Below are 24,150 nucleotides of genomic sequence, written 5' to 3' on the forward strand. Positions count from 1 at the left end.
CGTTGGCTGGGCTCTGGCCCGTAATCGGTGGTAACGAACGGTGACGGGCGTCGTTGGCAAGGCATGCGAGATGTCAACGAGCTTGTGGGGCTGGTGTTTTCGGGGTTATCGGCGCTGGTCGTCGAGAATGTGAAGGTCGAAGGTGGGGTCATCCGGGTGACGGCCCGAACGCAGGGCCGGCCGGTGCCGTGTCCGGCGTGCGGGGCGCTGACGGAGAAAGTCCACGGCTTTCACCATCGGACGGTCGCGGACGTGCCGGTGGACGGACGGCGGGTCGTCGTCTCGGTGGTCTTGCGGCGACTGGTGTGCCCGGTGCTCGGCTGCCCGCGGCAGACGTTCCGCGAACAGGTGCCCGGCGTCGTGGAGCGCTACCAGCGCCGCACCAACCGACTGACCAGCCAACTCGGTTCCGTGGTCAAGGAGTCAGCGGGCCGAGCTGGCGCCCGTCTCTCCCGCGTGCCGGCTTGCGCGATCTCCCGCTCGACCGCCCTGCGCCTACTCATGCACAGGGCAGCACCGCCGCTGCGCGTCCCGCGTGTGCCCGGCGTCGACGACTTCGCCCTCAAGCGCCGGCACCGCTACGCCACCGTGATCATCGACGCCGAGACCGGCGAGCGGATCGACGTCCTGCCCGACCGCACCGCCCAGACCCTGATCACGTGGCTACGCGAGCACCCCGGGGCCGCATACGTCTGCCGCGACGGCTCCGGCTCCTATGGCGAGGCGATCCGCCAGGCCCTCCCCGAAGCGGTCCAGGTCAGCGACAGGTGGCATCTCTGGTCCAACCTGTGCGGCAAGGTCCTGGCCGAGGTCCGCTCCCACGCCGCCTGCTGGGCCACCGCCGTGAACCCCGCCAGGCCCGGAGGCGTACGCGAGCAGACCACCCGCGAGCGCTGGCAGCGGGTCCACCATCTGCTCGACCAGGGCGTCGGCCTGCTCGAATGCGCCCGCCGCCTCGATGGCGCCCTGAACACCGTCAAGCGGTACGCCCGCATGAAGGAGCCCACCGGAGACCGCCGCGCACCCCGCTACAAGCCCACGCTCGTCGACCCCTACCGCGACCACCTGCGCACCCGCCGCGCGGAAGACCCGGCCGTCGCGGTCCTCCAACTCTTCCGGGAGATCCAGGAGCCGGGATACACCGGCAGCCTCAACCTGCTCTACCGCTACATCACCCAGGGCCGCGCCGAGGGCGACAAGCCGGTCACCACCCCGCAGCGCTTCGCCCGCCTCCTGCTCACCCGCCCCGAAAACCTGCGCGACAAGGACACCACGCTACTGCGGGAACTCACCGAAGCCTGCCCAGAAATAAGCGAACTCGCCTGTCTCACCAGCGAGTTCGCTCAGCTACTGGCCCCAGCGGAGGGCAACGACGTTAAGCTCACCGACTGGATCACCACGGTCCGCGCCGCCGACCTTCCCCACCTGCACTCCTTCGCGAACGGCCTCGAACTCGACCGTGCCGCCGTCGACGCCGGACTCACCCTCCCGTACCACAACGGCCGCACCGAGGGCGTCAACACGCGAACCAAGAAGATCATGAGGCAGATGCACGGCCGAGCCGGGTTCCCCCTACTCCGCCACCGCATCCTCCTCCAGTGATCACTACACAGCGCAACCACCGATTACGGGCCAGAGCCGTTGGCTGGACAGACCCTCCGTCCCTGCGCGCTCGGCTGGGACCGGTGGGGTGCCAGGCAGAAGGGTTCTCGATCTGGGATGCCGAGGCCGTAGACACATTCGCTGCGTACGACGACCCGGTATCGGAACATCCCGCCGGGAACGGCGACATCCGGCCCCCCCTCGGATCGAACCCGCCGTGGCTCGGCCGCGCGCATACGACGCCTCGGCCGTCCTGACCAACTCTGCGGCCTGCACCCCACTTGAGCGACGAACGAGCGGGGCGCGGTACGGGCCGCCTGCACCACCGAAAAGGCGTACTCCCACGTCCAGCTCACGCGCGTACCGCCTTCAGGGCCTCGTCCAGGACCTCGCTCAGCTCCCGCAGCGCGTCCTTGGCGGCAACCGGGTCCTCGTCCTCCAGCGTGCTCATGGCCCGGGCATGCCGGGCTGCAAGGTCGGGGGCGGCGGGCGAACCCGATGCCCCCGGCCCAGCCGGCACCCAACTCCGCAACACTCAGCGACTGCCACTCCAGTGCCTTCGTGAACGCCTCGTCCTTCGTCCGCCGTATCTCCGCCAGCCGATCGGGGTCGACCACGGCGAGGGCCGCCCGCAGCATCCGAGTGCGGGGCCCCGGAAGGCCGTGGACGGTCCGCCGGCTCACGGCGACTGTTCGGGCGCCTCGGGCTGCCGCAGTGCCGAGGTCTTGTCGTCCAGTGGCCAGCGGCGGCAGACCGCCACGTGCAGGATCACGCCGAACGCCAATGCGTTGATGCTTGCATGTCCCACCCACGCCTCAGCGTGGGAGGTCGACCAGGTGAGCGTGTTGGCGTAGGCGAGCAGCCCGGTACAGAGCCCGGCTCCCACCGCCACGGTGACGGCAAGGGTGGCCACGCGTTCCCAGGCGGCGGACAGATACGGGCGCAACGCCCCTTCGAAGAGCATGCCGACAAGCACCCCGGCGGCACTGAAGCTGGTGGCGGCCGCCAGGATGGCGGGCGGCTCCACCCCGCCCGCGCCGTACGCGAGCGCGTAGGTGAGCGCAGCGCCACCGAGCACCAGCACGTTCCCCACGACGATCCGAAGCCATCGCTTCCGCAATGCGTTCATGGGCCAACCACGCCAGACGATGAACAGCCACACCTGCCACGAACCGCACACGGCGAGCACAACGGAGATGGCCTCCCGGGAGAACGGCCCGCTCCGGCTGAACAGGCCGGAGTCCGGCGGGGCGGGAAAGTCGTAGGCGACGTACTGCACCAGGAGAGCGACGGCCCAGGAGAGCGCCAGTGCCGCGATCCCGCCGACGAGCCGCGGCAGGCGCTTGAGCGGCCAGCCCTCGAAGGCAAGGGTCAGTTGCAGGATCGCCGTGAAGGCGGTCAGTCCCAGGGGCAACGAGGCGGGATACAACGGTGAGTGACCAGGCCCCGGAGTCGGATCGAAGATACCGGCGGCGTCGACATGACCGATCACCCGCTGCGCCGCCACCGCCAGGGCGATGCCCGCTGCCGCGATCAGGAGTATGTCCACGCATGCCGACCACTTGGGACGCAGGCTGGAACCCGGCCAGTCCTCCCACCAGAAGGCGATCACCGTCAGGGGCGGCAGCGCGAATGTGACGAGGGGCGAGAGGACGACAACCGATTCCTCCGCGCCACCCAGCCCGAACGCGAACAGCAAGGCGACCGGAACGACCACCAGGAGGCCCGCCATGCCGAGGCCGGGCTGCGTGCCTATGCGGGCACGTTCGGCATCGAGAAACGCCTTGGCGTGCCGGTGCGCCGGAGTCGTCACCGTCGGCTGGTCCGGCAGCTTGCCGAACTGAGTACGGGACGTGGACGTCGGTTGTTTGTCGGGCATGACCCCTCACTTTTCATGAATGCGGTGGCACTGCCGCAACCATGGCGCGGATCAGTCCTCGGGACATCGGTCGTCTGACCGGATGTGTAAAGCCCAATAAGTCGGTCAGTTTCACCATGCGGCCCACTGGATCTGTCACATGACGGCCCAGGAGACAGCCGCGGTGTCATGGTGAATGCGCGTGCCTCCTTCTCAGGGGCAGCCGTCGTGGCGATCGGCGACGAGCTCGGCGACGATCGACAGGACCGTCTCCTCAGGTGTGCGCGCGCCGAGGTCAAGGCCGATCGGTGAACGCAGTCGTGCCAGTTGAGCGGCACGACGCCGCGCTGGCCGGCGCCGCCCGCCTGAACACCTCGGTCTCGCTGTCGCCGGCCATCAGTCCCAGCACTTCGCGTCCGCCGTCCTCGGTGATGCCGGTGGCGATGATCACGGCCTGCACATGATCGGCTGCGTCAATCAGACGAGCTTGTGTGAGGGGTGAGCCAGCGCGTGAGAATATTGTTGGTGTTCCTCACCGAGTTCGGTGCGGATGCGTTCCCCGAAAGCGGCGGCAGAGTCAGCGGGCGGTGACTGGGCCGGCGGCGTCGATGAGGTAGATCCTGCTTCTGGGGGTGCGGTAGCCGGAGCCGTCGAAGTCTGATCGATATCGTCCAATCCGGACCTCCACAATGAGGATGGGTTCCGGTCTGGGCAAGATGGTGCAGCAGCGCTGTCCGGTCGACGCGCACGCGATATCCACAGAACGTGGTCTGGCGTTCACTGCTGTTGTGATCAGGATCGACCCACTGCTCTGCGCGAGTAATATCCGCCCTATCCTGGGCAATCAAGACTGCCCACCGCCGCCTGGCACAACGCCAGGCCGATCAGCCACGAACCGCTGCGAACAGGGCAAGACCGAGACACGCCACAGCACCAGCAGCCAACAGATCAGCCCGACCGACCAAGTGAAGCGCCACTGAAGACCAGCCGGACTCTGTGCTGGCGCCGGCTTTGACGCGGCCCGCGTAGCAGTTGAGCCCGCACGGCATCAGCGCAGACGCTGGAGAAGTCATAGAGCATGTCCCACGCGGACTTGTCGAACCACAGAAAGTCGCCCTCTCCCCGGCGCTGGTCTCCAGGACCAGACCGCCCCGCCACGAGTTGCGGTGCAACTCCTTCACGGCCGAGCAGGGTGACTAGGGCGGCGTTCAGCTGCCCCACCAAGGCGACTCCAACTAGCCTCAGTTCACGGTGGTTTGTGAAGATCAGGCGTTGTGAGGTGGCTCCGGGTGGCGGCTTGATTTGGGACCACCGGTCTCCAGATCGGCAGCCGGGACTGGCGCAGTTGTCACCGCGCGAGTCCCGGCTCTTCGTCAGCGGGAGCAGATCACGGCGACGAGGGTGAAGGAGGCGAAGAAGGGCCCCTCGGAAAGCGAGGTGAACCACCGGCGGCCGCGTGCTTCGTCGATGTGACCGTCCTGGATGGCTTGTTGCATGTTGCGGCCGAGTCCCAGGGTGTGATCCGCGTCCTGGAAGTCGAGGAAGACCGGTGTCGTGGCCCTCACCGTCTCGACAACGAAGCCTGTTTGCTCCGCGAGACGGGCTAGCCTGCGGCCGATGGTGGCGTGACGGACCACTTCCGACGTGGTGTAACGCGTGAACGCGCGGCTCGTGTCGAGATCCTCGGCATCGACCACCAGGGTGTCCCAGTCCGGCTCGGCCAGACCGATCCGTGCCCCTGGCCGCGTGACCAGGTGAAGCTGTTCCAGCACACCGGCCGGCTCGGCGACGTGCATGAGCACCCGGTCGATCTTGGCCCGGTCCACCGTGCCGGGCTCGACGGGGAGGGCGTGGGCGTCTGCTTCGCGGATTTGAACTGCCGGCAGGCCGCTGGTGCGTCGGCGGGCTTCTGCCAGCATCGCCGGGTCGCGGTCCACGCCGATCACTGTGCCGTTCACGCCGACACGTTCCGCAAACGTCGGCAGGTCTGTGCCCGGGCCGCATCCCACGTCGAGCGCGGTCTGGTCTGGCTGGACGTCCAGCAGTTCCATTAACTCCTGCTTGTAGCTGCGGCCGGCGGCGCTGGCCGCAGCTCGGAGCATGTAGGCGGCCTGGTCAGGTCGGGGCGCGCCGAGAGTGGTTGACATGCGGGAAAGTGAAACACGGTCCATGATCCGTGGGCAGCGCGATTCAAGGACGGGCTTCTATTTGGTGCTGTTGTTCCTGACCTTGGTGCGGGCCAGGCGGTAGGACTCAGCGCCGGTCTCGATGAGGGTGGCGTTGAAGGTGAGTCGGTCCACGATCGCCGCGCAGAGCCTCGGGTCGGTGAAGGTTTTGGACCAGCCGTCTGGGGCTGGCACTTGTTCTCTCACAAGGGTTGCCGCTGCCACCTGGCCGTATCCCGCTCCTGCGGTCCTCGTTGGTTCTCGTGGCAGCAGCCCGGTTTTCAAGGTGCCGCCTTGACCGTTCAGGTGCGAGGAAGGTATGCCGGTGGCCGAGGCGAGACTGCACCCATGAGGGTCGATGCTGTCAAGACGTGAGTCGGTCTGGCCTGCGGCTCCGCGATGGGGCCGGGGCTGTGTCTGTTTGGGTTTCCGTTGACGGCGTGGGAGTGAGTGAAGAGCCGTAGCGGTGGTGGCTGTTGTGTATCCCCGAGTGGTGATCTGGGCCGGCGGAGAGGTCTCGCATGCACCCATTCGGCACCAGGCTGCTGCTTGGCGCCATGGCCGTGATTCGGGGAACCGGGCTGCTCAGTCAGGTCATCGAGCGCGGCGGAGCCGGCTCATGCAGTTTCACGAGCGCACCCGGCGCCGGCGACCGCCTGCGGCGGTGGCGGTTCACCGAGGCCTCTTACGAGGTTCGGCGTCGGCTTCCTGCAGGACGTGGTAGGCGCGGGTGATCAGTTTGCGGGCGATGGCGGTGGTGGCGATCTTCTTCCCGCGGCGGTGTGCGATGGCCTGGTCGGTGTCCACGAACTCGGGCGATCTCTTGGCGGTCTGGGCCGCCTCGCACAAGATCCACCGTAGCCATGCCGAGCCCTGCTTCGAGATGTGGCCGTGCCGGACGGTCAGATCCGAGCTGCGGACTGTGGGGGTGAGTCCGGCCCAGGAGGCCGGCTTGCGTGCATCGGGGAAGCGGGAGATGTCGCCGACCTCGGTGACGATTACCAGCGCGGTGAGGATTCCGACCCCGGGCAGCCGGGTGAGGGCAGCAACCCGTGGATCACCGCGGGCCCGGGCGGCCAGCAGACGGTCCAGGGCATCGATCGGCTCCTTGAGCGCGTCCAGCACGGCCAGCAACTGGTCGACGACGATGCGGGAGGCGTCCGGAAGATCGAGGCCCTCCGCCACGCCCGCCCTGCGGCAGTGAAACAGGCCCCGGGCCGCTCGAGACCGTGCTCGGCGAGCACGGCGTGGATGCGGTTGCGCAGCAGGGTACGCAGGCGCACCAAGTGGAAGCGGTGCCGTAGCAGGATGCGCTGCTGCCGGACGGCCGCGGGGGTGATCCATGCCTCCGGCAGCAGGTCCGCACGCAGCAGCTGAGCGAGGGGTGCGGCATCGACCTTGTCGTTCTTCAAGCGGGCCGAGGTGATCGCCTTGCACCGTGAGGGATGGACCAGATGGGGCTGAAAGCCGTAGTCCTCCAGCGTTTCCACCAACCAGCCCCAACCGAACGCGGCCTCGAAGGCGACGGGCGCGCCGATCGGCAGGTCCCCGATGACCCCGACACGGGGTGCACGCCATTGGGCACATTCTGGTTCCCTCGCACCGCACCGTCGTGACCCACCACGGCGATCTGCGAGCGCTTGCGATGCACGTCGGTACCGACGTAGACAGACATCGAGGGCCTCCTTCCCGAGCTCGCACCTACCCGGACAGTAGGTACCGCCGGGCTGAGCAGGAAAGGGAGCCCGACCCTCATAGAGTCAGGTCAGGGGATCGTCCTATGCCGCCCCGGAAACGCTCTTCCTCTGAAGCGCAGCGAGATCGGTCTCACTGAGCCGTGTCGGCGTTCCTCTCCTCGCGGGCGAGGCCGGTGAGGACCCTTAAGGGAGAGGCGAAGCTGAACGCGCTGCCCGTGATCCGGGCGCTGCTGGCGGACCAGACGAGCGCGGGCGAAGTGCTCGGGGAAACCTTCGCTCGCGATCAGGGCGAGTTCTTCGACCTGATCCTCGAACTCGCGGACTTCACCGCCACGTGCATCACCATCCGCGAGGCCCGCTCCGGAACGTCGGCCGCCGACACGCTGGCCCACCTGGAGGAGATGCTCAGGTGACCGGGATGCCGGCTCCTTCGTCGAGCCGGTCGGCCAGGATCATGGCTACGTCGTCTGCGAGGTGACCTTCGGTGTGGTGGATCAATGCGTGGTGCAGTTGGTGAAGAAATTCCTGAGGGGTGGTGCTGAAGCTGATCGATTCCATGGTCTCGGGCAGGGGGAAGAAGGTGTTGTCGGGGTTGCGGGCTTCGATCACGCCATCGGTGTACAGGAGCAGGCGGTCGCCGGGTGCGAAGGGGTGGCTCTCCGGCTTTTCGGGAAGGTCGGGCATCAGGTCTTCCAGGCCCAGGGGCGGAAGCGGTGTGGTGGGCATCAAGGTCTGGGTCCGGCCCTCGTGCAGTACCAGCGGGGGTGGGTGGCCGCGGTTGACCAGCTGTACTACGGGTTCGTCGTGGGGTATCTGGGCGATGAGTGCGGTGGTGAATCCCTCCATCAGGGCTTCCTCGGGATAGGAGCCCGGCACGGCGGCCTCCCGGCGCAGCGCGGCGGCGCAGTGGTTCATGACCTGGACCAGGTCCTCCTCGTAGTGCGCGGCCTCCCGGAAGGCGCCCAGTGTCGTGGCGACCGCGCGCATGGCGTTCAGCCCCTTGCCGCGGACGTCTCCCACGATCATCCGGACGCCATACCGCGTCTGGACGGCCTCGTACAGATCACCGCCGACCTGTGCCCCGGTGCCGGCCGCGAGGCACAGGCCGGCCGCCCGCACCGGGCCCAGGCGCTCGGGGACCGGCCGCAGAATGACCTCCTGTGCGCACACGGCGATCCGGCGGACCTGGTCGAGCTCGCGCCGCCGGTACGCACGCACGGCGCTGCTGATGATGAAGCCGGCTGTGGAGACCAGAGCCAGAGCCAGGAAGTTGGTGTAGACCTGCAGGGTGCCCCATGCCTGGTTGTAGGTGGCTGTGGTCACGCTGATCGCCAGCGCAAGGGCCACTGCCGAGGCCGTGCGCTTGGGACCCATCGTCACCGCTGCCAGCGCCGGCACCGCGGTGAGAAGGGGGCCGGTGTAGATGAAGTGGGCAGGGGTGAGCTCGATGGTCAGCACGGCCAGCGCGATCACGAACGGCAGGCACTGCACCAGTGTGAGCAGGACCCTGCTGTGAGCGTCCGCTCCTGGTCGAGAAGGTGGGCGAAAGAGCGACGCCATGGATTCAGGCTGCCTCGCTGACGCTCTGGTGAGCTCCTGAGGGACCGAACTCCCGCCATGTGAAGCACTGAGGCCTCCGACTTGGCCGCAGATCCGCCTGATGCCAGATCCAAGATCCCGGCACACACTCCCGGTGTGATCGATTTTTCGTTCGATTATGCGGCGGGCGCGGCACAGGCCTCCTTCCCTCACGACCTGGTCCAGCTCCAGGCCGACTCGTACCGGGCCTGCACCGAGGAGAACTGCACCCGATGGCTCTGATGACGACGACTCCCCGCACCCGGCAGCGATCACAGTCGCGTACCCGGGTCAGATCCGGTTGAGGGTGTGCAGGGTGGCGGGGACGGGCTCCGTGGGCCATGCGGCGTGAGACTCCTCAGCTACTTCATGCACAAGCCCCTAAGTTTGCCCCAGTCTGTCCAAATTTTCCTGTGAGGTGTGTCACAGCGACTGAGGGTGGTGGACGGCTGAAGCGAGCGCCGGGGTGCGTGTCTCGTGCGCCGGGGCCGCGCCCCTTGTCGCTGGTCGCGTGCAGGTGGAGGCTGTGCGATCAGCGGCCGGCATGTGGGGGCTATGCGTGGGGCCCGTGGGAGTGGTGAAGTGGTTCGACCCGGAACGGAGCGTGGGCCGTGTCGTGCAGGACGGCGGAGAGCCCTCCGCGATTGCGTACTCGTCAGCGGTTCAGGGTCCTGGGGGCCGGATATTGCTCGCGGGCGAGCCGGTGGAGTTCGATCTCACCTTCGACGCCGCGGGGTCCGGGCGGACATATGCCGCCTTCGTCTCTGCGAGGGCGGTGTCGGCTCGGTCTGACCAATCCCGACATCGTGTCCGTCCCGGTCTCCGACCAGAGTCGCATCGAGCGCTTCTACACCGACGTCCTCGGCTTCACCGAGCCGATGGACGACCAACTCGGAATTCGGCAAGAGACCCGTGATCGCCACGCCGGAGGTTGAAAAACACCTAGTCAGAGGTCGTTTTCGTCTCTAGGGCCCAGGTATCTCCTGGTCTGTGTGGCGTGGGGCTGTGATGCTGACGGGACCGGCGATGTAGTCGAGTCTCGAGGGCTGGATGGGGTGATAGCTGAGGCGGAATGAGACTTACGCCTGTCTCGCCCCAGGACGCCCCGTTCGGTGGCCTTGCTCCCGCGATTGAAGACGCACGCCTGGGCGCACTCGCGTCCGGGCGGTACGTCCAGGGCATGAGTGCTCGACGTCCGTATCCAAGTGATCTGTCCGATGCCCGCTGGGAGCTGATCGAGCCGGTCCTGGCAGCATGGCGCTTCGAGCGTCGCGGCCGGGCCCTGGACTTCGGCCGCCGCCCGAGCATGACCTGCGCGAGATCATGGACGCGATCTTGTACGTGGACCGCACCGGAGCGCAGTGGCGATACCTGCTGCGACTGAGCGGCTCCCTCAAAACGGAGAGCTTCGCGATAGCGGAGGCCTGGCGGCCCTGCGGCCCCGAGGGCGGGCTCGACGGCCTGGCCCGGGCCTACGAGCTCATCCTGCGGCATTACCGCGAGCACGCGGCTCTGCTCTCCGCGATCAACGAAGTCGCCACGTACGACCTGGCGGTCCGGGAAGCATGGACTGCGGATCAGGACCGTTTCATCGACAACGCAGTGACGGTGCTGAAGGAGGAGCGGCGGGCCGGCCGGACACCTGAGGACATCGACCCGGAGCTCGCCGCGAGGATCATCGTCCAGGGAGGCAGTCAGGTCATCGCCCAGCAGATGTCCGGCAGCGAAAGGGACAACGCCCCGGTCGCGCGCGAGCTGGCAGCGGGTTACTGGTACGGCGTGTACCGTCGCTCCTCCGGAGCCAGTGCCGGCTAGCCAGGTTCGGAGGTGCCTACTGTGCCTTCGACCAGGCTCGGACAGGGTCTCCCGCATACTCCCAGAGTCTGTCCGCCGCTCCGAGGTCCAGGGCGTGGGCAGCGACGCCGCCTCCTTGCGCGTCGGCCGGTACGACCTGCGCCTCCTGGTTGTCCTCGAAGTAGCGGCCGGTCACGGCATCGAGCAGCGGCGATGCGGCGAGCGGCACGGACGTCGCGGCACCCTGCGCAGGAGTCTTGCAGTGCGGCGGTGGGGTGAGGTTCCCGTCCTCGTCCATCACGCCGAACGCACGCATGGTGTCGTCGTCGAGATTGCGCCGGAGGTTGGTGAGGATGAACCCTGGATCGAGCGCATTGGCGGTGATGCCGTCGACCGCCCAGCGAGGGGGGCCCACGGCGAACAGGACGTCGGCGGTCTTGGACTGCCCGTAGGCCACCCACCGGTCATAGGGACGCTGCTCGAAGTACGGGTCGTCGAAGTCGAAGGACGCCCAGCGGTGGGCGCCGGAGCTGACGACCACGATGCGGGCGGAGCCCGCGTCACCCAGCGCAGCGTGCAGCGCGCCGGCCAGGGCGAAGTGCCCGAGGAAGTTGGTGGCGAGCTGCATCTCCCAGTCCGCGTCTGTGACGGTCCGCTCCGAAGCGCCATGATCCCCGCGTTGGCCACGAGGATGTCGAGCGGCCTGCGCCAGGCCCGCGCGAACGCGTCCACCGACGCCAGGTCTGCCAGGTCCAGCGCCACGGTCCGCACGAGGCCCGCGGCGGGGACGTCGGCGAGTTCGCGTGTTCGTCACCCGCTCCCGCATCCGGGCAATGACCGAGGCCAAGGACTCCACGACTGCGGTCACTGCGTCACTGTCCTGTACCCAACCAGCGGGGTAGACGGGCACGTTGCTGTCGGCAGCGACGGTTGCCGCCCGGCCGTCGGGCGTGATGCCGAGCGCAGCGGCCCTCTCGGCGACAGCGTCGGAGAACTCCCCGGCGCCCGTCACGACCCTGTCGGGCTGGAGATGAATGGAGCGAAGCGTCGCCCGTGCAGGCTCCAGTGGACCTGCTTGCCCGTCAGCGACAGATCCAGCAGGTCCACCAGGGCGCCCTGCAAGGCCTGGGCGATGACCTTGCGGTCGGCTTCCGGCAATGGGCTCGTGATGCCAAACATGGCATGTCCTCCATCCTCAGGGGAGAACTTCAGCCTTTTTCAGGTGCTTTGCCGGAGTGGTGCAAGAGATCGAAGGTGCGATGTGCGAGCCGGTGCCGGAAATCGGCGTCGAGGGTAATGGGGTTCGGCTGGACCGGTCGTCTCTCGTCCAGGTACTGGCCGGCCCACCTACCGGTGGACAGGGCGGCATTCACTACGTTGTGCGCTCCGTGCACGACCGAGTCACCGCCGATATCGAACATGGCGTGCAAGAGCTCGGTGCTGATGACTCCCGGGTGGAGACTTACAGTGTCCGGCTGCGGCGGGGCCGCTTGTTCAACCAGCCACCGAGCGTGCGCCACCAAGGCCAGCTTCGAGCGCGCGTACGCAGTCGTTGCGCTGTAGTGGGAGCGCTCGAGATTGAGGTCGTCCGGGTCGAGCGAAGCGGACAGATGGGTCGCCGAAGCGACATGTACTACTCGGCCGCCGGATGCAACGAGCAACGGGGTGAGACGTTCGGTGAGCAGCACGGCCGCCAGGTAGTTCGTCTGGAGAGTCGCTTCATTGCCGTCGTGACTGAGCCGGCGTCTCGGTGCTCCCGGGCGGCCGGCGTTGTTGATGAGCACATCGACCCGATCCGTGATCTTCGAGATCTCGGAGGCGAGTGCGCGCACCATGGCCAGGCTGTCGAAGTCAGCGTGTACGTAATGCACCTCTCCTGAGCCGGCAGCGCGGAGCTCCTCCAGCTGCCCAGTGACTTCTTGTGGCCTTTGCGGGCCATGGAGGATCAATCGGGTCACCTGCGGCGCCAGCAGACGGGCGGCGGCTCGCCCGATGCCGCTGGTCGCGCCGGTGAGCACCACAGTCATGTCATGTGTTCTCAATCGAATCTCCGGTCGTTGTCGGTTCTCTCATGCGATCTGTTCGCCGTCGGGGTAGTCGGTGGACTTCGACAGCTCGCTCCACGCGGCTGTCTCGGCGTCGAAGGCGGAGCGGGCGTCGGCGACGAGCCGGAGCGCGTCGCTGCCGAGGATGAGGTGGGTCGGCGGGTTCTCGGCCTCGACGACGGCGAGCAGGGCGCGGCCGGCCTCGGCGGGGTTGCCGAGCTGGTGGCCGCTCATGGCGAGGCGGCGTTCGCGGGTCGCGGCGAAGATCTTGTCGTAGTCGGCGATGGTGCTCTCGACGCGGTGCATGGAGCGGCCGGCCCAGTCGGTGCGGAAGGAGCCGGGCTCGATGGCGGTGACATGAATGCCGAGCGGGGCAACTTCCTGGGCGAGCGTGGCGGCGATACCCTCGACGGCGAACTTGGAGCCGTGATAGGCGGCCAGGCCGGGGAAGGCGCGCAGACCGCCCATGGAGCTCACGAACAGGATGTGACCCGCACGGCGCTCCCGCATGCGGGGGAGGACGGCTTGGGTGACCGCAACGACGCCGAAGACGTTGACGTCGAACTGGCGGCGGAAGGTGTCGAGGGAGGTCTCTTCGAAAGTGCCCTCGACCCCGTAGCCGGCGTTGTTGACGAGCACGTCGATGCGACCGACCTCTTCCTCGATCGCCGCGACGGTCGGCGCGATGGCATCGGTGTCGGTGACGTCGAGCACGCGGGCATGGGCGCGTCCCGGGGCTATCTGCTCGAAGGCGGCGGCGTGGTCCGGGGCACGAACCGTGCCGACGACGGCGTGACCGGCCTCGAGGGCGGCGGTGGCGAAGGCGCGGCCGAGGCCGCTGCTCACGCCGGTGATGAGGAACGTACGGGGCATCTTCTCTCCGTTGGCGGTAGTGGCAGGTGAGCTTCAGTTCGCGGCGGCGAGCGCCTCGAAGTCCTCATCGGACAGCTGGACGGTCGCGGCCGCGATGTTGTCCTCCAGGTGCGCGACCGATGAGGTGCCGGGGATCGGCAGCATGACGGGCGAACGCTTCAACAGCCAGGCGAGGGCGAGCCGGCCGGGGGTGTGTCCGGTGCGCTCGGCGATCTTCGCGAGGGGGCCGCCGCGCGCCGCGAGGGCGCCGGTCGCGAGCGGGTACCACGGGATGAAACCGATGCCGTTGGCCGTCGAATGGTCGAGCAGTTCCTCCGCCGAGCGGTTGGCCACGTTGTACATGTTCTGCACGGTCGCGATCGGCGCGACCTTCTGCGCCGCCTGGAGGTCGGCGATGCTGACCTCGGACAGTCCGATATGGCGAATCTTCCCCTCGTCCTGCAGCTTCTTCAGCTCGCCCACCTGGTCTTCGAGCGGCACGGTGGGGTCGATGCGGTGCAGCTGGAAGAGATCGATGCGCTCGACCCCCAAGTGCCGCAGGCTGAGCTCGGCCTGCTGACGCAGGTACTCGGGGCGGCCGAGCGGGGTCCAGAGGTCCGGGCCCTGCCGGCTCAGTCCCGCCTTCGTGGCGATGACGAGGTCGTCCCTGTACGGGTGCAGCGCCTTCTTGATGAGCTGCTCGGCCACGAACGGCCCATAGCTGTCGGCCGTGTCGATGAAGTTCACGCCCAGCTCAACGGCGCGGCGCAGCACACGCACCGCCTCGTCCGGGTCCTTCGGGTCACCCCACACCCCCTTGCCGGTGAGTCGCATCGAACCGAATCCCAGGCGGTTCACCGTCAGGTCGGCGCCGATCGTGAACGATCCCGACGCCGCGGCGGTCAATGTCGTCATATCAAACTCCATATCCGAAATGTGCCCCTCATCCTGCGAGGGGTCAGCAACGCTAGTCAAGGGGGTGCTCAGGCATCGCCGAGCAGACGCTCCACGAACAGGTCCCAGTCGAACCCGTCCAGTTCCGTACCGGGTGGCACAAGGTCGTAGGTGCTCAGCAGCCACGCCTCCAGCGTGGACAGGCTCACCTCGAACAGTGCCGTCATGCCGCGCGATTCAAGCTGCATGTACATCACGGGCCGGGGGTGAGTCGGCGAGGGCCACAGTCTTACGTCGCCCATGCCGGTGTGCCCCTGTGTGCCCTCGAAGAGCAGATCACGCGAGATGACCCAGGTCACGGTTGGGCCGTGGGGAGGACTTAGACAGACGTCCACCGTCAGTGGATCGGCCGGGTCGTAATGGAAAGCGGCCCGCATCGGGAGACGGGTCGACGGCCCCAGGATCCGATGGACACGCATCGGCAGCGAGCTGATGTGATCGAGAGCCGGCCGGCCGGCCGTGCTCTCCGGTTGTTTGTCGGGCATGGCCCCTCCCTTTTTCCTGAATGCGGTGGCACTGCCACAACCATGGCGCGGACCAGTCCTGGGGACATCGGTCATCCGACCAGATGTGTAAAGCCCAACATGTCGGTCCGTTTCCCAATGCGACCCACTGGATCTGTCACATGACGCCACAGGAGACAGCCGCGATGTCACGATGAACAGGTCTGCGCGTCCTTGTCAGGGACAGGCCCGAGCCGCCGTGGCGATCGGCGACGAGCTCGGTCACGATCGACAGGGCCGTCTCCTCAGGGGTGCGCGCGCCGAGGTCAAGGCCTATCGGTGAACGCAGTCGTGCCAGTTCCTGATCTGTCACACCTGCTTCGCGCAGGCGCCGCGTGCGCACCTCGTGGGTGCGCCGGGAACCCATGGCCCCGATATGGGCAACCGGCAGCTTCAGCGCCCCTTTCAGGAACGGTATCAGTGGCTTACCGCGTTTCCGCGGGCCGAACGGGGTGGATTGGCAGGCACCACCGGTTGCGCCGGGCCGGCATGAAGTCGGATGGGGTGTTCTCCCAGGCCGTCCTTAACCTCGCGCTTTCGCGAGGGGGGCTGTCCGAAGGTTGATCAAAAGCACGGGAAGTGCTCCTGACCTGCAACGATAGGACTTGCTGAGGGTCCTGTTGGCTGCGAGGAAAGAAGCACTTCCCAGGTGAAGAAGCGTATCGGGTCCTACCCGCGTGTCCGCGTCGAGGGCGGCGGTCGTTCGGTGGTCTCCCAGGCCGGGGCCGTGCTGCTGGTGGAGACGGCCCGGAAGGCCGGTCTGGATGCGGCGATATCCGCGGCTCCAGCACCGTGGTGCAGGGCCCGGACGGTGCACGATCCGGGCAAGATCCTGCTGGATGTGGCGCTCGCGGTCGTTTTGGGCGGGGACTGCCTGGCCGATGTGGGGATGCTGCGGGCCGAGCCGGCGATGTTCGGGCCGGTGGCCTCCGATCCGACGGTGTCCCGGCTGATCGACACACTCGCAGCGAGCGGGAAACGCGCCTTGGCCGCACTCAGGCAGGCGCGCGCCGAAGTCCGCGAACACATCTGGCAGTTGGCCGGTGAGAGGGCACCGGTTGCCGGTGGACAGGTGACCGTGGACCCGGACGGTGTCCTCGTGATCGCGCACTCGGACAAGCAGGATGCCGCCGCGACCTGGAAGAGGACGTTCGGCCACCACCCGCTGATGGCCTTCGTCGACCACGGCCGCGGCGGGTCCGGGGAACCGGTCGTGGGCCTGCTGCGGCCGGGGAACGCCGGTTCCAACACTGCCGCCGACCACATCGAGGCCGCGAGGCTGGCCCTGGCCCAGCTGCCGAAGAAGTACCGGCGCGGACGGCACACGCTGATCCGTTGCGACTCCGGTGGTGGTACCCATGAGTTCGTGGCCTGGCTCGCGGCGCGCGGGAGGTGGCTGTCGTACTCGGTCGGGATGACCATCACCGACGCCATCCACCAGGCCGTCCTGCAGGTTCCCGTATCGGCGTGGACGCCGGCCGTCGAGCCGGACGGCGAGATCCGGGACGGCGCCTGGGTCGCCGAGATCGACGCCGGCAGCGACTGCCTGACCGGCTGGCCGAAGGGTATGCGGCTGATCGTCCGCAAGGAACGCCCGCATCCGGGCGCCCAGTTGCGCTTCACTGACGCCGACGGGATGCGGCTGACCTTCGCCACCAACACCACCCACGCGGCGATCGCCGAGCTGGAACTACGGCACCGCCGGCGGGCCCGCGCCGAGGACCGCATCCGCGCCGCCCGCGCCACCGGCCTGCGCAACCTGCCCCTGCACGACACGGCACAGAACCGGATCTGGCTGGAGATCGTCCAGCTCGCCCTGGGCCTGCTGGCCTGGATGCCGATGCTCGCGCTGACCGGCACAGCCCGGCTGTGGGAACCCCGCCGCCTGCGGCTACGGCTGTTCTCCACCGCCGCCCAGCTCGTCACCACAGCCCGCCGCCGACACCTGAAATTCGCGACGCACTGGCCCTGGCCCCAGGTGATCACAGACGCCCTCAACCGGCTGCCCACACTGCCGAACCCCGGCTGACCGGCAACGTTCCCTGTCCCTACGAACCGCACCACCACACCGGAGCGTGGAAGCCGGCGCCCACCCGACGCGACTGTGAGGATGATCGGGTGCCGCCTCGGGCGGTGGCCTGACCCGCGACGCGACTGGCCTCGTGCCCTGCGTGCTGATCTGTCGACCATGCCGGAGGCGGCGCTTGCTGCCGCCGGACCGGTGGGCGTGTCCCGACAGGGGCTTCGCGACAGGCACCGTCACAGTCCTGACCGCCACACCGGCCCGGCGTCGGCCACCGGTGTTCCCGAAGCGCTCAGGAGACAGGCGACCGTGCCCAGCATGACCCAGCCCACCCGCACCCGTCACCACACGGGCGAACCGCCCGAGGACGTCGTACTCGGAGTGGACACCCACAAGGACACCCACGTCGTCGCGGTGACCACCACGACAGGGGCCATGCTGGACACCCGCAGCTTCCCGACCACCCAGGAGGGCTACCGGCAACTCCTGGCCTGGGCACGTGCCTTCGGGCAGCTCCAGCGGGCCGGCGTCGAGTGCACCGGCTCCTACGGCGCGGCGCTGACACGCTACCTGCACAGCGAAGGCATCACTGTCATCGAGGTCAACCAGCCGGACAAGGCCACCCGCCGCCGGCGCGGCAAGACCGACGCGATCGACGCGGCAGCTGCCGCCCAAGCGGTGCTGTCCGGCCGGGCCACTGCCAACGCCAAGACCAGCGACGGGCCGGTCGAGGCCATCCGGATGTTCAAGATGGCCAAGGGCTCCGCGATCAAGTCGCGCTCACAGGCGATCAACCAGCTCAAGGCCGTCCTGGTGTCCGCGGATCCTGCTCTGCGCGAGTCACTGACCGGGCTGAGCAACCCCAAGCTCATCCGCCGGTGCTCCGAGCTGGAGGCCGTGGACGGGATCGGCCCGGCAGCGGCGGCCCGGCACACACTCCGGCTGCTGGCCCGACGGATCCAGCATCTCACCGAAGAGATCAACGGCCTCACGGCGCGGATCACCACCGCCATCGCCGCCCGTGCACCGAGAATCCTGGAGCACTACGGCGTCGGCCCGGACACCGCTGCCGCGTTGCTCATAGCGGCCGGTGACAACCCACAACGGATGGGCAGCGAAGCGTCCTTCGCCGCACTCTGCGGCGTCAGCCCGGTGGAGGCATCCTCCGGCAAGACACAACGCCGCAGGCTCAACCGCGGCGGCGACCGCCAGGCCAACTCCGCGCTCTACACCATCGTCCTGGCCCGCCTGCGCTGGGACACCCGCACGCGCGACTACGTGAAGCGACGCATCAGCGAGGGCAAGACCCGCCGAGAAGCCATCCGCTGCCTGAAACGGTACATCGCACGAGAGATCTACCAGACGATCACCCGCGAACCGCGGTGACACCAGCACCAGCCGCTTGACATCCATAGGGGCATCAGCCGGGTCGCCAACCTGCCCACCCCCAGAAAACTCCGCCCCGAACCAGCAGAAAGGGCCCGTCAGCAAGCTGACGGACCCTCATGCAAGATCGAGGTTAACGGTTCTCCGCCCGCATCATCCAGGCGTGCTTTTCCAGGTCGTCGATGATCGCGTGCAGGAGGTCGGCGGTCGGCGGATCTTCCGCGTCCACCTCGTCACGTGCCTGCCTGAGCGTCGCCGCTGTAGCACGGAGGCGGGTGTCGAGCAGGGAGGCCACGGTTGCCGTGTCCTGCTCTCCGCCGGGAAAGGCGGGAAGCGTCGTGGTCGCGGTGACCATGTCGGAACGTCCGTCCACGGCGGCGCCGAGTGCGCGTATGCGCTCGGCGACCGTATCGGCCGCCTCCCTGGCCGTGTCGACGATGTCGTCGAGTTGCAGATGCAGGTCACGGAAGTTGCGACCTACGACATTCCAGTGTGCCTGCTTGCCCTGCAGGTGCAGCTCGATCAGATCGACGAGCACCTGCTGAAGGGCGCCGGCCAAGGCCGGTGACGCGGTGATCAACGGAACGTCGTCCTCGCTCCGCCTTTTCGTCACGGTCGAGCCTATGGTTGTCACACTCTCTCTCCGTTCAACAGCCCAGGAGGCGCACCCGGCGCGGCGTCGACAGCGGCGGGATGCACCATCCGGGCATCCAGTGTGGGAAGTGCCCCCTGCAGGGCATCAGGTGGGACGGCATGAGGGCCTTCCGGTCACCGCTGCGGATGTGGCAATCCGCACCGCGCCAGAAGGTCCTCAGCCGTTTCAAGGTGCCTCGGAGGAGATCCGCGTCAGGGCGATCTCCGTGGACGGAACACCTAGAGGCTTCTTCATCAACCCGGCCGTGAACTCCCGGGTGTTCGGCATCCTGGGCGAGACCAGGACGCTCGGCGGCGCCGTCAACATCGCCGCCTTCAACCTCGGTATCGCCGTCGCCCCCTGGGTGGGGGGCCTGCTCATCGACGCGGGGTTCGGACTGGAGGTCACGGCGTGGGTCGGTGCGGCCTTCGCGGTGGCGGCGCTCGGGAGCACCCTGCTGGACCGGTTCCTGACCAGGCGCCACGAGGCGGCCGACCCGGGTTACGGGAGGACCGTCGTCTCATCCCGCTCGGAGGAGGTCACCGCCGCCCACCGGTGACGATGCGCCGACCCGAGGTTCACGATGGCCGTCGGCGGGGATGCCGACGACCGTTCACCTCATACCGGCCCGATCGCGGTGACGCGTCCCAGCCCGTCATCGCGCCGAGGTGAAAGGCGCATAGCAGGCCGTCGGCGGTACCGGAGAGCACGGCGAGGACGGTGGAGTCCGCTCGAGCACTGTCAGGTGATGCCGTGCAACAGCCGCGACAGTTCGGCGTCCAAATCGAGCCTCTCCGTCTCACGACCTGCCGGCACCATCTGGTACGCACGCCGCAGCAACTGAGCCACCACGGGGAGTGGAGCAATCAGCCGGGCAGTCCCGTGCGGTGAGGACAGGGCGAGGTTCAGCTCAGCGTCGGGTCCGGAGCCCGTCGGCCAGACGCGCACATCACCATGCCCGGTCGGCCGGTAGAGCCCCTCCGCCAGCAGGTCACGGGCCACGAACCAAGGAGCCGAGAGGTCGGTGCCGACATGGAAGTCGAGGCACACGGCAAACGGGTCGTGCGGTTCGTAGCACAGCTGCGTCGGCACCGTCATCCGCTCCTCGGCGGTGAGTACGAGTTCCATGTACAGCGGCTCGTCTATGCGGATCGCCATGACTCACTCACATTGCTCCTTGAGGGCCTGGGGTGCCGGGTGCACCACCGCGCCACGGCGGCGGTGCACCCGGCGGAGGCCCGGCTCAGCGGAAGATGCCCTTGTCGAAACCGTGGGCGTCGCCGGTCACGACGTACCAACTACCGTGGACCAGCAGGTAGAACCGGTCCCCGTCGTAGCGGTACCGCTTGCCGTGGTCGTTGCAGTACCAGTCACCGCCGTCGCGGTACCAGGCGCGGTGTCCGTCCCAGCGGCCGTCCCGACCGTCGTAGCGGTCACGGTCGCGGTCCCAGCGGCCGTCCCGACCGTCGTAGCGGTCACGGTCGCGGTCCCAGCGGCCGTCCCGACCGTCGTAGCGGTCACGGTCGCGGTCCCAGCGGCCGTCCCGACCGTCGTAGCGGTCACGGTCGCGGTCCCAGCGGCCGTCCCGACCGTCGTAGCGGTCACGGTCGCGGTCCCCGCGGCCGTCCCGACCGTCGTAGCGGTCACGGTCGCCTCGATCGTCGTTGCGGTGGTCGCCGTACTCGCCGTTCGAGGACTGGGCGACGATCGCCGCGCGGTCAACCGCCGAACCCGGCGCGGCTGAGGCGGTGCCGCCCACGGCCAGGAGGGCGGCCATCGCGGTGGCGAGAGTGGCGGCCGCGGTAGCGGTGCGCCGTGCGAGGGGGGGGTTCATGATCTTTCTCCTTGACGTGCTCCGAAGCCCTGGATGGGAGGGCTCCAGGTGATGGATGCGCTAGATGGTGATGTCCCAGGCCTCGGTCTGGCTCTTCTTCAGCATGTCCTCGACAAAGCCCGGCACCACGTTGCGGAACTTGCCCGTGTCGCTGGGCACGATCCGCACCATCGCGTCGATCATCTCCTGGGGGTCGAGGCGACCTTCATCGGTGCCGAGCAGCGAGTCGAACCCGGCCTGCACGTCGGCACGCTTGTTGAAGTTCTTGTCGTCGTCGAGCCACCTGAAGGCCGTCTCGGCCATGGTCTCGTTGAAACCGGTCAGGTAGGCGCCGGGGTTGACGGTCTGCACCTTGATGCTGTGCGGGCGCAGCTCGTCCCGGAGCGCCTCCGCGAGGGCCTCGAGCGCGTGCTTGGTCGACACGTAGGGGCCGAAGCCGGTCGGGGTGAACAGACCGCCCATGGAGGAGGTGAAAACCACCTTGCCCGGCCGACCCTGGTCGATCCACTTGCGGGCGAACTTCTGAGCGAGCTCGAGCGGTGCGAACACGTTCGTCTCGAAGTTCTTCCGCAGCAGCCCGACGGGGATCTCGCTGACCGGACCGGCCTCACCGATACCGGCGTTGCTGAAGAGCACGTCGATGTCCCACTTCAGCGCGGCCGCGACATCGTACGGGTCCAGGACGTCCAGCTTCTCGACCCGCAGGTTGTCCAGACCGAGCTCGCGGGCCTTCAGCCGGAGCGCCGCGACCTGGGGGTAGATCTGGGCCGTGGCGATGACGTCGTGACCCTCCTTCGCCAGACCGATGGCCGCACCCTCACCGAAACCCGATCCGGCACCCGTGATCAGAATCCGCTTACCGCTCATGATGATGCACATTCCTTTACTTGGTTTTTTGTATGTGGTGATTTTTCAGAAACCGATCGGTAGGACCGGTTCATCGCACGCCCCAGCCGGGCGGAAGCTCAGGCCGGGACGAAAACTCAGGCCGACGCGGCAGCGAGCGCGGCAGCCGCCGCCTGGGCGATCTCGGCATCCTGGGCGACCGACCCCCCGGACACACCCACGGCCCCGACGACCACGCCCTCAGCGTTGCGAATCGGCTTGCCGCCGGCGAAGACCACCAGTCCGCCGTTGCTGTTCTCCAGGCCGAACGACGTACCGCCCGGCTTGCAGTATTCGAAGAGCGCTTCGGAGTCCAGCTGGAACAGCGCCGACGTGCGCGCCTTCCCCATCGCGATGTCGGCCGAACCCAGCAGGGCACCGTCCATACGAACGAAGGTCTTGAGGTTCGCACCGGTATCGAACACCGCGATGTTCACAGGCAGCGCCATTTCCGCTGCCCTTCGCACACCGGCCGAGAGAACCCGCTGGGCCTCTCCGGTCGAAATGTCAGGCACTGCGACCCGCTCCTTACATGGTGTCTTCATTGCCGACCACTTTCGCTATTCAGGCGCTTGCCGTGAATTTCCGCTAACCGGTCGGCGTTCCCTTTCGACATCCATGTTTGACCATGCCGGGCGTGGGGGTAATCCGTCATCCGGCCATGCCGGAACGGGCTGTCAGCGGTTCCCCTAGGTATGGTGCCCATGGCGGGGCAGGCAGACTTGACCCCCGCATAGGTATCGATTGGCACAAGCGGCACGCGGTTACCGGAAGGGATGAGGTGACCGCTTCAGGGTCATGTCGGGCGATCCGACGCCCGTTGACAAACGCACCCGGCTGCCGACTCGGCCGGGAGCAGGGCTGGGACGATGGCTCAGACGCCCCGTGCTGCCGGATCGCCGGTCCGCCGTTTGAGGCCGCGGCGCGCAGTTCGTGGACGGGCGGGGTCCCCCCTGGCTCGCACCCGGTCGGCACGCCGATCCCACGCAGAAACGATCAGTTAATCCGGATGCCGCCAACTGCCAGGAGACCTTTGCCCTCAGCCACGGCGAGCAGGGTCAGGCGCGCTGTGGGCGTTTCTGCCGCCTCTTTCGATCGCAGGATTCGCCACCGGGTGCCCCGGCGGACGGCTGTCCGCTCGTACCGATGAGGGAAAGCGAACCGCTCGTGAGAAGAACCGAACGGACCGGGATCTCTCTCGTTCCCAGACGGCTGTGGATTCCAGAGAGAACCCAGGGCCGTGTGACGTCGGCGAGCTCTTCTTCGACTTGGTGTTCGTCTTCTTCGTCACTCAGGTCACCCACGCGGTGGGAACCCATCCCGAGTGGGTGGGCCTCCTCAAGGCGCTGCTCCCGATGGTCATCGTGTGGTGGATGTTCAGCGGGTTCGGATGGCTCACCAACGCGGTGAGACCTGACGCGGCGCAGGTGCGCCTGCTGCTGACGCTTGCGATGACGGGCTTCTTCATCATGGGGCTGGATGTGCCTTACACCTTCACGCCCGAGGGCTGGGCCTTCCCCTTGGCGTATCTGGCCGTCATTGCCATCCACGGGCTGGTCTGCCTGACGACCGATGCCCCGTCGGCTCGGCAGGCAATCCGTCGCAACATGCCGTCCAACGCCGCTGCCGGCGTCCCCATACTCGTCGCCCGCACCTTCCGGAAGCATGGGGCTGGGTGTGCTGGCCACCGCTGTGCCCGTCCTCTATCTCTCGCCCTTGCTGGGTCGCGTTCGCGGCTTCGTGCTCGAACCGCATCACTTCGTGGAGCGGCATGCGCTGCTCCTGCTGGTCGTACTGGGCAAATCGGTGGTCGCCATCGGAATCGGCACCCAAGGGTCGACCACCCACCCGGTGAATGCCCCCTTGGCGCTGGGCTTGGCGTTGGGGATCGCCGTGGCCTCGGGCCTGTGGTGGGTGTACTTCGACGGGGACGAAGAGCGAGCCGACGAGGAGTTCGAGAAGGCCACCGAGCACCGTCGCCAGACACTCGCCTACTACGCGTTCACCGGCGCGCACCTGGTGACGATCACCGGCATCATCCTGGTCGCGGCCGGGATCAGCGACGCCATCCACCACTTCGACGGGCACGCAAACCGGTGGTGGCTGGGCTGCGGAACAGCGGAGATGAAGGCCGCCTCGACCCCACCGAGATGATCGACGCGATGGTGCGGATCGTGCCCAGCGACACGGGCAAGTTCCGCAACGTGGTGCCGGAGTTCGTCGAGAAGCTGCTGAAGCAGTCCCAGGCCGAGGCATGGGACTTCACTATCTAGTAGGGCTTTGTTAGGTCCTGTGGTGGGGTTCGGGTGCTGGTGCGGGTTGGCCGCATATCGAGCAGGC

Annotated in this window: 24 protein-coding genes and 8 pseudogenes; 12 read left to right on the forward strand and 20 right to left on the reverse strand. The window is 67.7% G+C overall.

Features of this window, described 5'->3' with window-relative positions:
* Positions 1-63 precede the first annotated feature (63 nt).
* Positions 64-1,602, forward strand: a complete 1,539-nt coding sequence (locus ACKTSN_RS43555; protein ID WP_431197157.1) for an ISL3 family transposase — start codon at positions 64-66, stop codon at positions 1,600-1,602.
* A 679-nt stretch (positions 1,603-2,281) separates the two neighbouring features.
* Here ACKTSN_RS43555 and ACKTSN_RS43560 read toward each other — a convergent pair.
* The 7 genes and pseudogenes from ACKTSN_RS43560 to ACKTSN_RS43590 all read right to left on the reverse strand — a co-directional run.
* Entirely contained in the window at positions 2,282-3,481 is a 1,200-nt protein-coding gene (locus tag ACKTSN_RS43560) for a hypothetical protein (RefSeq protein ID WP_409474110.1), read from the reverse strand.
* A gap of 201 nt (positions 3,482-3,682) precedes the next feature.
* Positions 3,683-3,793 (reverse strand): annotated as a pseudogene (locus ACKTSN_RS43565) (XdhC family protein); the annotation flags it as partial.
* 34 nt (positions 3,794-3,827) lie between these two features.
* A pseudogene (locus ACKTSN_RS43570) lies at positions 3,828-3,917 on the reverse strand (transposase); the annotation flags it as partial.
* A 916-nt stretch (positions 3,918-4,833) separates the two neighbouring features.
* Entirely contained in the window at positions 4,834-5,607 is a 774-nt protein-coding gene (locus ACKTSN_RS43575; RefSeq protein ID WP_409474111.1) for a methyltransferase domain-containing protein, read from the reverse strand.
* A 57-nt stretch (positions 5,608-5,664) separates the two neighbouring features.
* Positions 5,665-5,805 (reverse strand): annotated as a pseudogene (locus ACKTSN_RS43580) (ATP-binding protein); the annotation flags it as partial.
* Between the two features lie 492 nt (positions 5,806-6,297).
* A complete protein-coding gene (locus ACKTSN_RS43585) occupies positions 6,298-6,810 on the reverse strand; it encodes a transposase (RefSeq protein WP_409474112.1) in 513 nt (170 codons plus the stop codon).
* A gap of 59 nt (positions 6,811-6,869) precedes the next feature.
* Positions 6,870-7,118, reverse strand: a pseudogene (locus ACKTSN_RS43590) (IS110 family transposase); the annotation flags it as partial.
* Between the two features lie 377 nt (positions 7,119-7,495).
* On the opposite strand from ACKTSN_RS43590, the gene ACKTSN_RS43595 reads away from it, so the two are divergent.
* Positions 7,496-7,735 (forward strand): hypothetical protein, encoded by a 240-nt coding sequence (locus tag ACKTSN_RS43595; protein ID WP_409474113.1) that lies wholly within the window; start codon positions 7,496-7,498, stop codon positions 7,733-7,735.
* Here the strand turns inward: ACKTSN_RS43595 and ACKTSN_RS43600 are convergent.
* Positions 7,728-8,882 (reverse strand): PP2C family protein-serine/threonine phosphatase, encoded by a 1,155-nt coding sequence (locus tag ACKTSN_RS43600; RefSeq protein WP_409474114.1) that lies wholly within the window; start codon positions 8,880-8,882, stop codon positions 7,728-7,730. The two genes, ACKTSN_RS43595 and ACKTSN_RS43600, sit on opposite strands and share 8 nt — an antisense overlap.
* 135 nt (positions 8,883-9,017) lie before the next feature.
* Here ACKTSN_RS43600 and ACKTSN_RS43605 point away from each other — a divergent pair, with 135 nt between their 5' ends.
* From ACKTSN_RS43605 to ACKTSN_RS43620, 4 genes and pseudogenes are all read left to right on the forward strand, one after another.
* On the forward strand, positions 9,018-9,143 hold the full coding sequence (locus ACKTSN_RS43605) for a hypothetical protein (protein WP_409474115.1): 126 nt from the start codon (positions 9,018-9,020) through the stop codon (positions 9,141-9,143).
* Between the two features lie 563 nt (positions 9,144-9,706).
* Positions 9,707-9,835 carry a hypothetical protein gene (locus tag ACKTSN_RS43610; RefSeq protein ID WP_409474116.1) on the forward strand — a complete coding sequence of 43 codons (129 nt, stop codon included), beginning with the start codon at positions 9,707-9,709 and terminating at the stop codon, positions 9,833-9,835.
* A 245-nt stretch (positions 9,836-10,080) separates the two neighbouring features.
* Positions 10,081-10,274: pseudogene (locus ACKTSN_RS43615) on the forward strand (transposase); the annotation flags it as partial.
* A 108-nt stretch (positions 10,275-10,382) separates the two neighbouring features.
* Positions 10,383-10,715, forward strand: coding sequence for a hypothetical protein (locus ACKTSN_RS43620; RefSeq protein WP_409475073.1), 333 nt, complete (start codon positions 10,383-10,385; stop codon positions 10,713-10,715).
* Between the two features lie 16 nt (positions 10,716-10,731).
* Here ACKTSN_RS43620 and ACKTSN_RS43625 read toward each other — a convergent pair.
* The 7 genes and pseudogenes from ACKTSN_RS43625 to ACKTSN_RS43655 form a co-directional block, all read right to left on the reverse strand.
* Positions 10,732-11,474: pseudogene (locus ACKTSN_RS43625) on the reverse strand (SDR family NAD(P)-dependent oxidoreductase); the annotation flags it as partial.
* 228 nt (positions 11,475-11,702) lie between these two features.
* Complete coding sequence (locus ACKTSN_RS43630; RefSeq protein WP_409474117.1) at positions 11,703-11,873, reverse strand: hypothetical protein; 171 nt, start codon at positions 11,871-11,873, stop codon at positions 11,703-11,705.
* 29 nt (positions 11,874-11,902) lie between these two features.
* Positions 11,903-12,721: an SDR family NAD(P)-dependent oxidoreductase gene (locus tag ACKTSN_RS43635; protein ID WP_409474118.1), complete on the reverse strand. Its 819-nt coding sequence runs from the start codon at positions 12,719-12,721 to the stop codon at positions 11,903-11,905.
* A gap of 42 nt (positions 12,722-12,763) precedes the next feature.
* Positions 12,764-13,612: an oxidoreductase gene (locus ACKTSN_RS43640; protein ID WP_409474119.1), complete on the reverse strand. Its 849-nt coding sequence runs from the start codon at positions 13,610-13,612 to the stop codon at positions 12,764-12,766.
* 33 nt (positions 13,613-13,645) lie between these two features.
* Positions 13,646-14,506 carry an aldo/keto reductase gene (locus tag ACKTSN_RS43645; RefSeq protein WP_409474120.1) on the reverse strand — a complete coding sequence of 287 codons (861 nt, stop codon included), beginning with the start codon at positions 14,504-14,506 and terminating at the stop codon, positions 13,646-13,648.
* 68 nt (positions 14,507-14,574) lie between these two features.
* Positions 14,575-15,030, reverse strand: a complete 456-nt coding sequence (locus ACKTSN_RS43650) for an SsgA family sporulation/cell division regulator (RefSeq protein ID WP_409474121.1) — start codon at positions 15,028-15,030, stop codon at positions 14,575-14,577.
* Between the two features lie 136 nt (positions 15,031-15,166).
* A pseudogene (locus ACKTSN_RS43655) lies at positions 15,167-15,466 on the reverse strand (XdhC family protein); the annotation flags it as partial.
* A gap of 231 nt (positions 15,467-15,697) precedes the next feature.
* On the opposite strand from ACKTSN_RS43655, the gene ACKTSN_RS43660 reads away from it, so the two are divergent.
* Together ACKTSN_RS43660 and ACKTSN_RS43665 are read left to right on the forward strand one after the other, a co-directional pair.
* Positions 15,698-17,077 (forward strand): IS1380 family transposase, encoded by a 1,380-nt coding sequence (locus ACKTSN_RS43660; RefSeq protein WP_409474122.1) that lies wholly within the window; start codon positions 15,698-15,700, stop codon positions 17,075-17,077.
* 312 nt (positions 17,078-17,389) lie between these two features.
* Positions 17,390-18,457 carry an IS110 family transposase gene (locus ACKTSN_RS43665; RefSeq protein ID WP_409474123.1) on the forward strand — a complete coding sequence of 356 codons (1,068 nt, stop codon included), beginning with the start codon at positions 17,390-17,392 and terminating at the stop codon, positions 18,455-18,457.
* Between the two features lie 133 nt (positions 18,458-18,590).
* Here ACKTSN_RS43665 and ACKTSN_RS43670 read toward each other — a convergent pair whose 3' ends face one another.
* Positions 18,591-19,070 (reverse strand): Dps family protein, encoded by a 480-nt coding sequence (locus ACKTSN_RS43670; protein ID WP_409474124.1) that lies wholly within the window; start codon positions 19,068-19,070, stop codon positions 18,591-18,593.
* 247 nt (positions 19,071-19,317) lie between these two features.
* Between ACKTSN_RS43670 and ACKTSN_RS43675 the strand changes: the two genes are divergently transcribed.
* Positions 19,318-19,650 (forward strand): hypothetical protein, encoded by a 333-nt coding sequence (locus tag ACKTSN_RS43675; protein WP_409474125.1) that lies wholly within the window; start codon positions 19,318-19,320, stop codon positions 19,648-19,650.
* A gap of 182 nt (positions 19,651-19,832) precedes the next feature.
* Here the strand turns inward: ACKTSN_RS43675 and ACKTSN_RS43680 are convergent, their stop codons facing one another.
* From ACKTSN_RS43680 to ACKTSN_RS43695, 4 genes are all read right to left on the reverse strand, one after another.
* Positions 19,833-20,249 (reverse strand): SsgA family sporulation/cell division regulator, encoded by a 417-nt coding sequence (locus ACKTSN_RS43680; protein WP_409474126.1) that lies wholly within the window; start codon positions 20,247-20,249, stop codon positions 19,833-19,835.
* Positions 20,250-20,334: 85 nt separating this feature from the next.
* Positions 20,335-20,925: a hypothetical protein gene (locus ACKTSN_RS43685; RefSeq protein WP_409474127.1), complete on the reverse strand. Its 591-nt coding sequence runs from the start codon at positions 20,923-20,925 to the stop codon at positions 20,335-20,337.
* A 60-nt stretch (positions 20,926-20,985) separates the two neighbouring features.
* Entirely contained in the window at positions 20,986-21,792 is an 807-nt protein-coding gene (locus ACKTSN_RS43690; protein ID WP_409474128.1) for an SDR family oxidoreductase, read from the reverse strand.
* Between the two features lie 116 nt (positions 21,793-21,908).
* Positions 21,909-22,325, reverse strand: a complete 417-nt coding sequence (locus tag ACKTSN_RS43695; RefSeq protein WP_365710407.1) for a GlcG/HbpS family heme-binding protein — start codon at positions 22,323-22,325, stop codon at positions 21,909-21,911.
* 699 nt (positions 22,326-23,024) lie between these two features.
* Here ACKTSN_RS43695 and ACKTSN_RS43700 point away from each other — a divergent pair.
* The 3 genes and pseudogenes from ACKTSN_RS43700 to ACKTSN_RS43710 all read left to right on the forward strand — a co-directional run.
* Positions 23,025-23,453: pseudogene (locus tag ACKTSN_RS43700) on the forward strand (low temperature requirement protein A); the annotation flags it as partial.
* Positions 23,454-23,475: 22 nt separating this feature from the next.
* Positions 23,476-23,964, forward strand: coding sequence for a low temperature requirement protein A (locus ACKTSN_RS43705; protein ID WP_409474129.1), 489 nt, complete (start codon positions 23,476-23,478; stop codon positions 23,962-23,964).
* Entirely contained in the window at positions 23,961-24,083 is a 123-nt protein-coding gene (locus ACKTSN_RS43710) for a hypothetical protein (protein ID WP_409475137.1), read from the forward strand. The genes ACKTSN_RS43705 and ACKTSN_RS43710 overlap by 4 nt, the downstream gene beginning before the upstream one ends.
* Positions 24,084-24,150 lie beyond the last annotated feature (67 nt).

The organism is Streptomyces flavusporus (assembly GCF_046267975.1).
In the GTDB taxonomy this organism is placed as follows: Bacteria; Actinomycetota; Actinomycetes; order Streptomycetales; family Streptomycetaceae; genus Streptomyces; species Streptomyces flavusporus.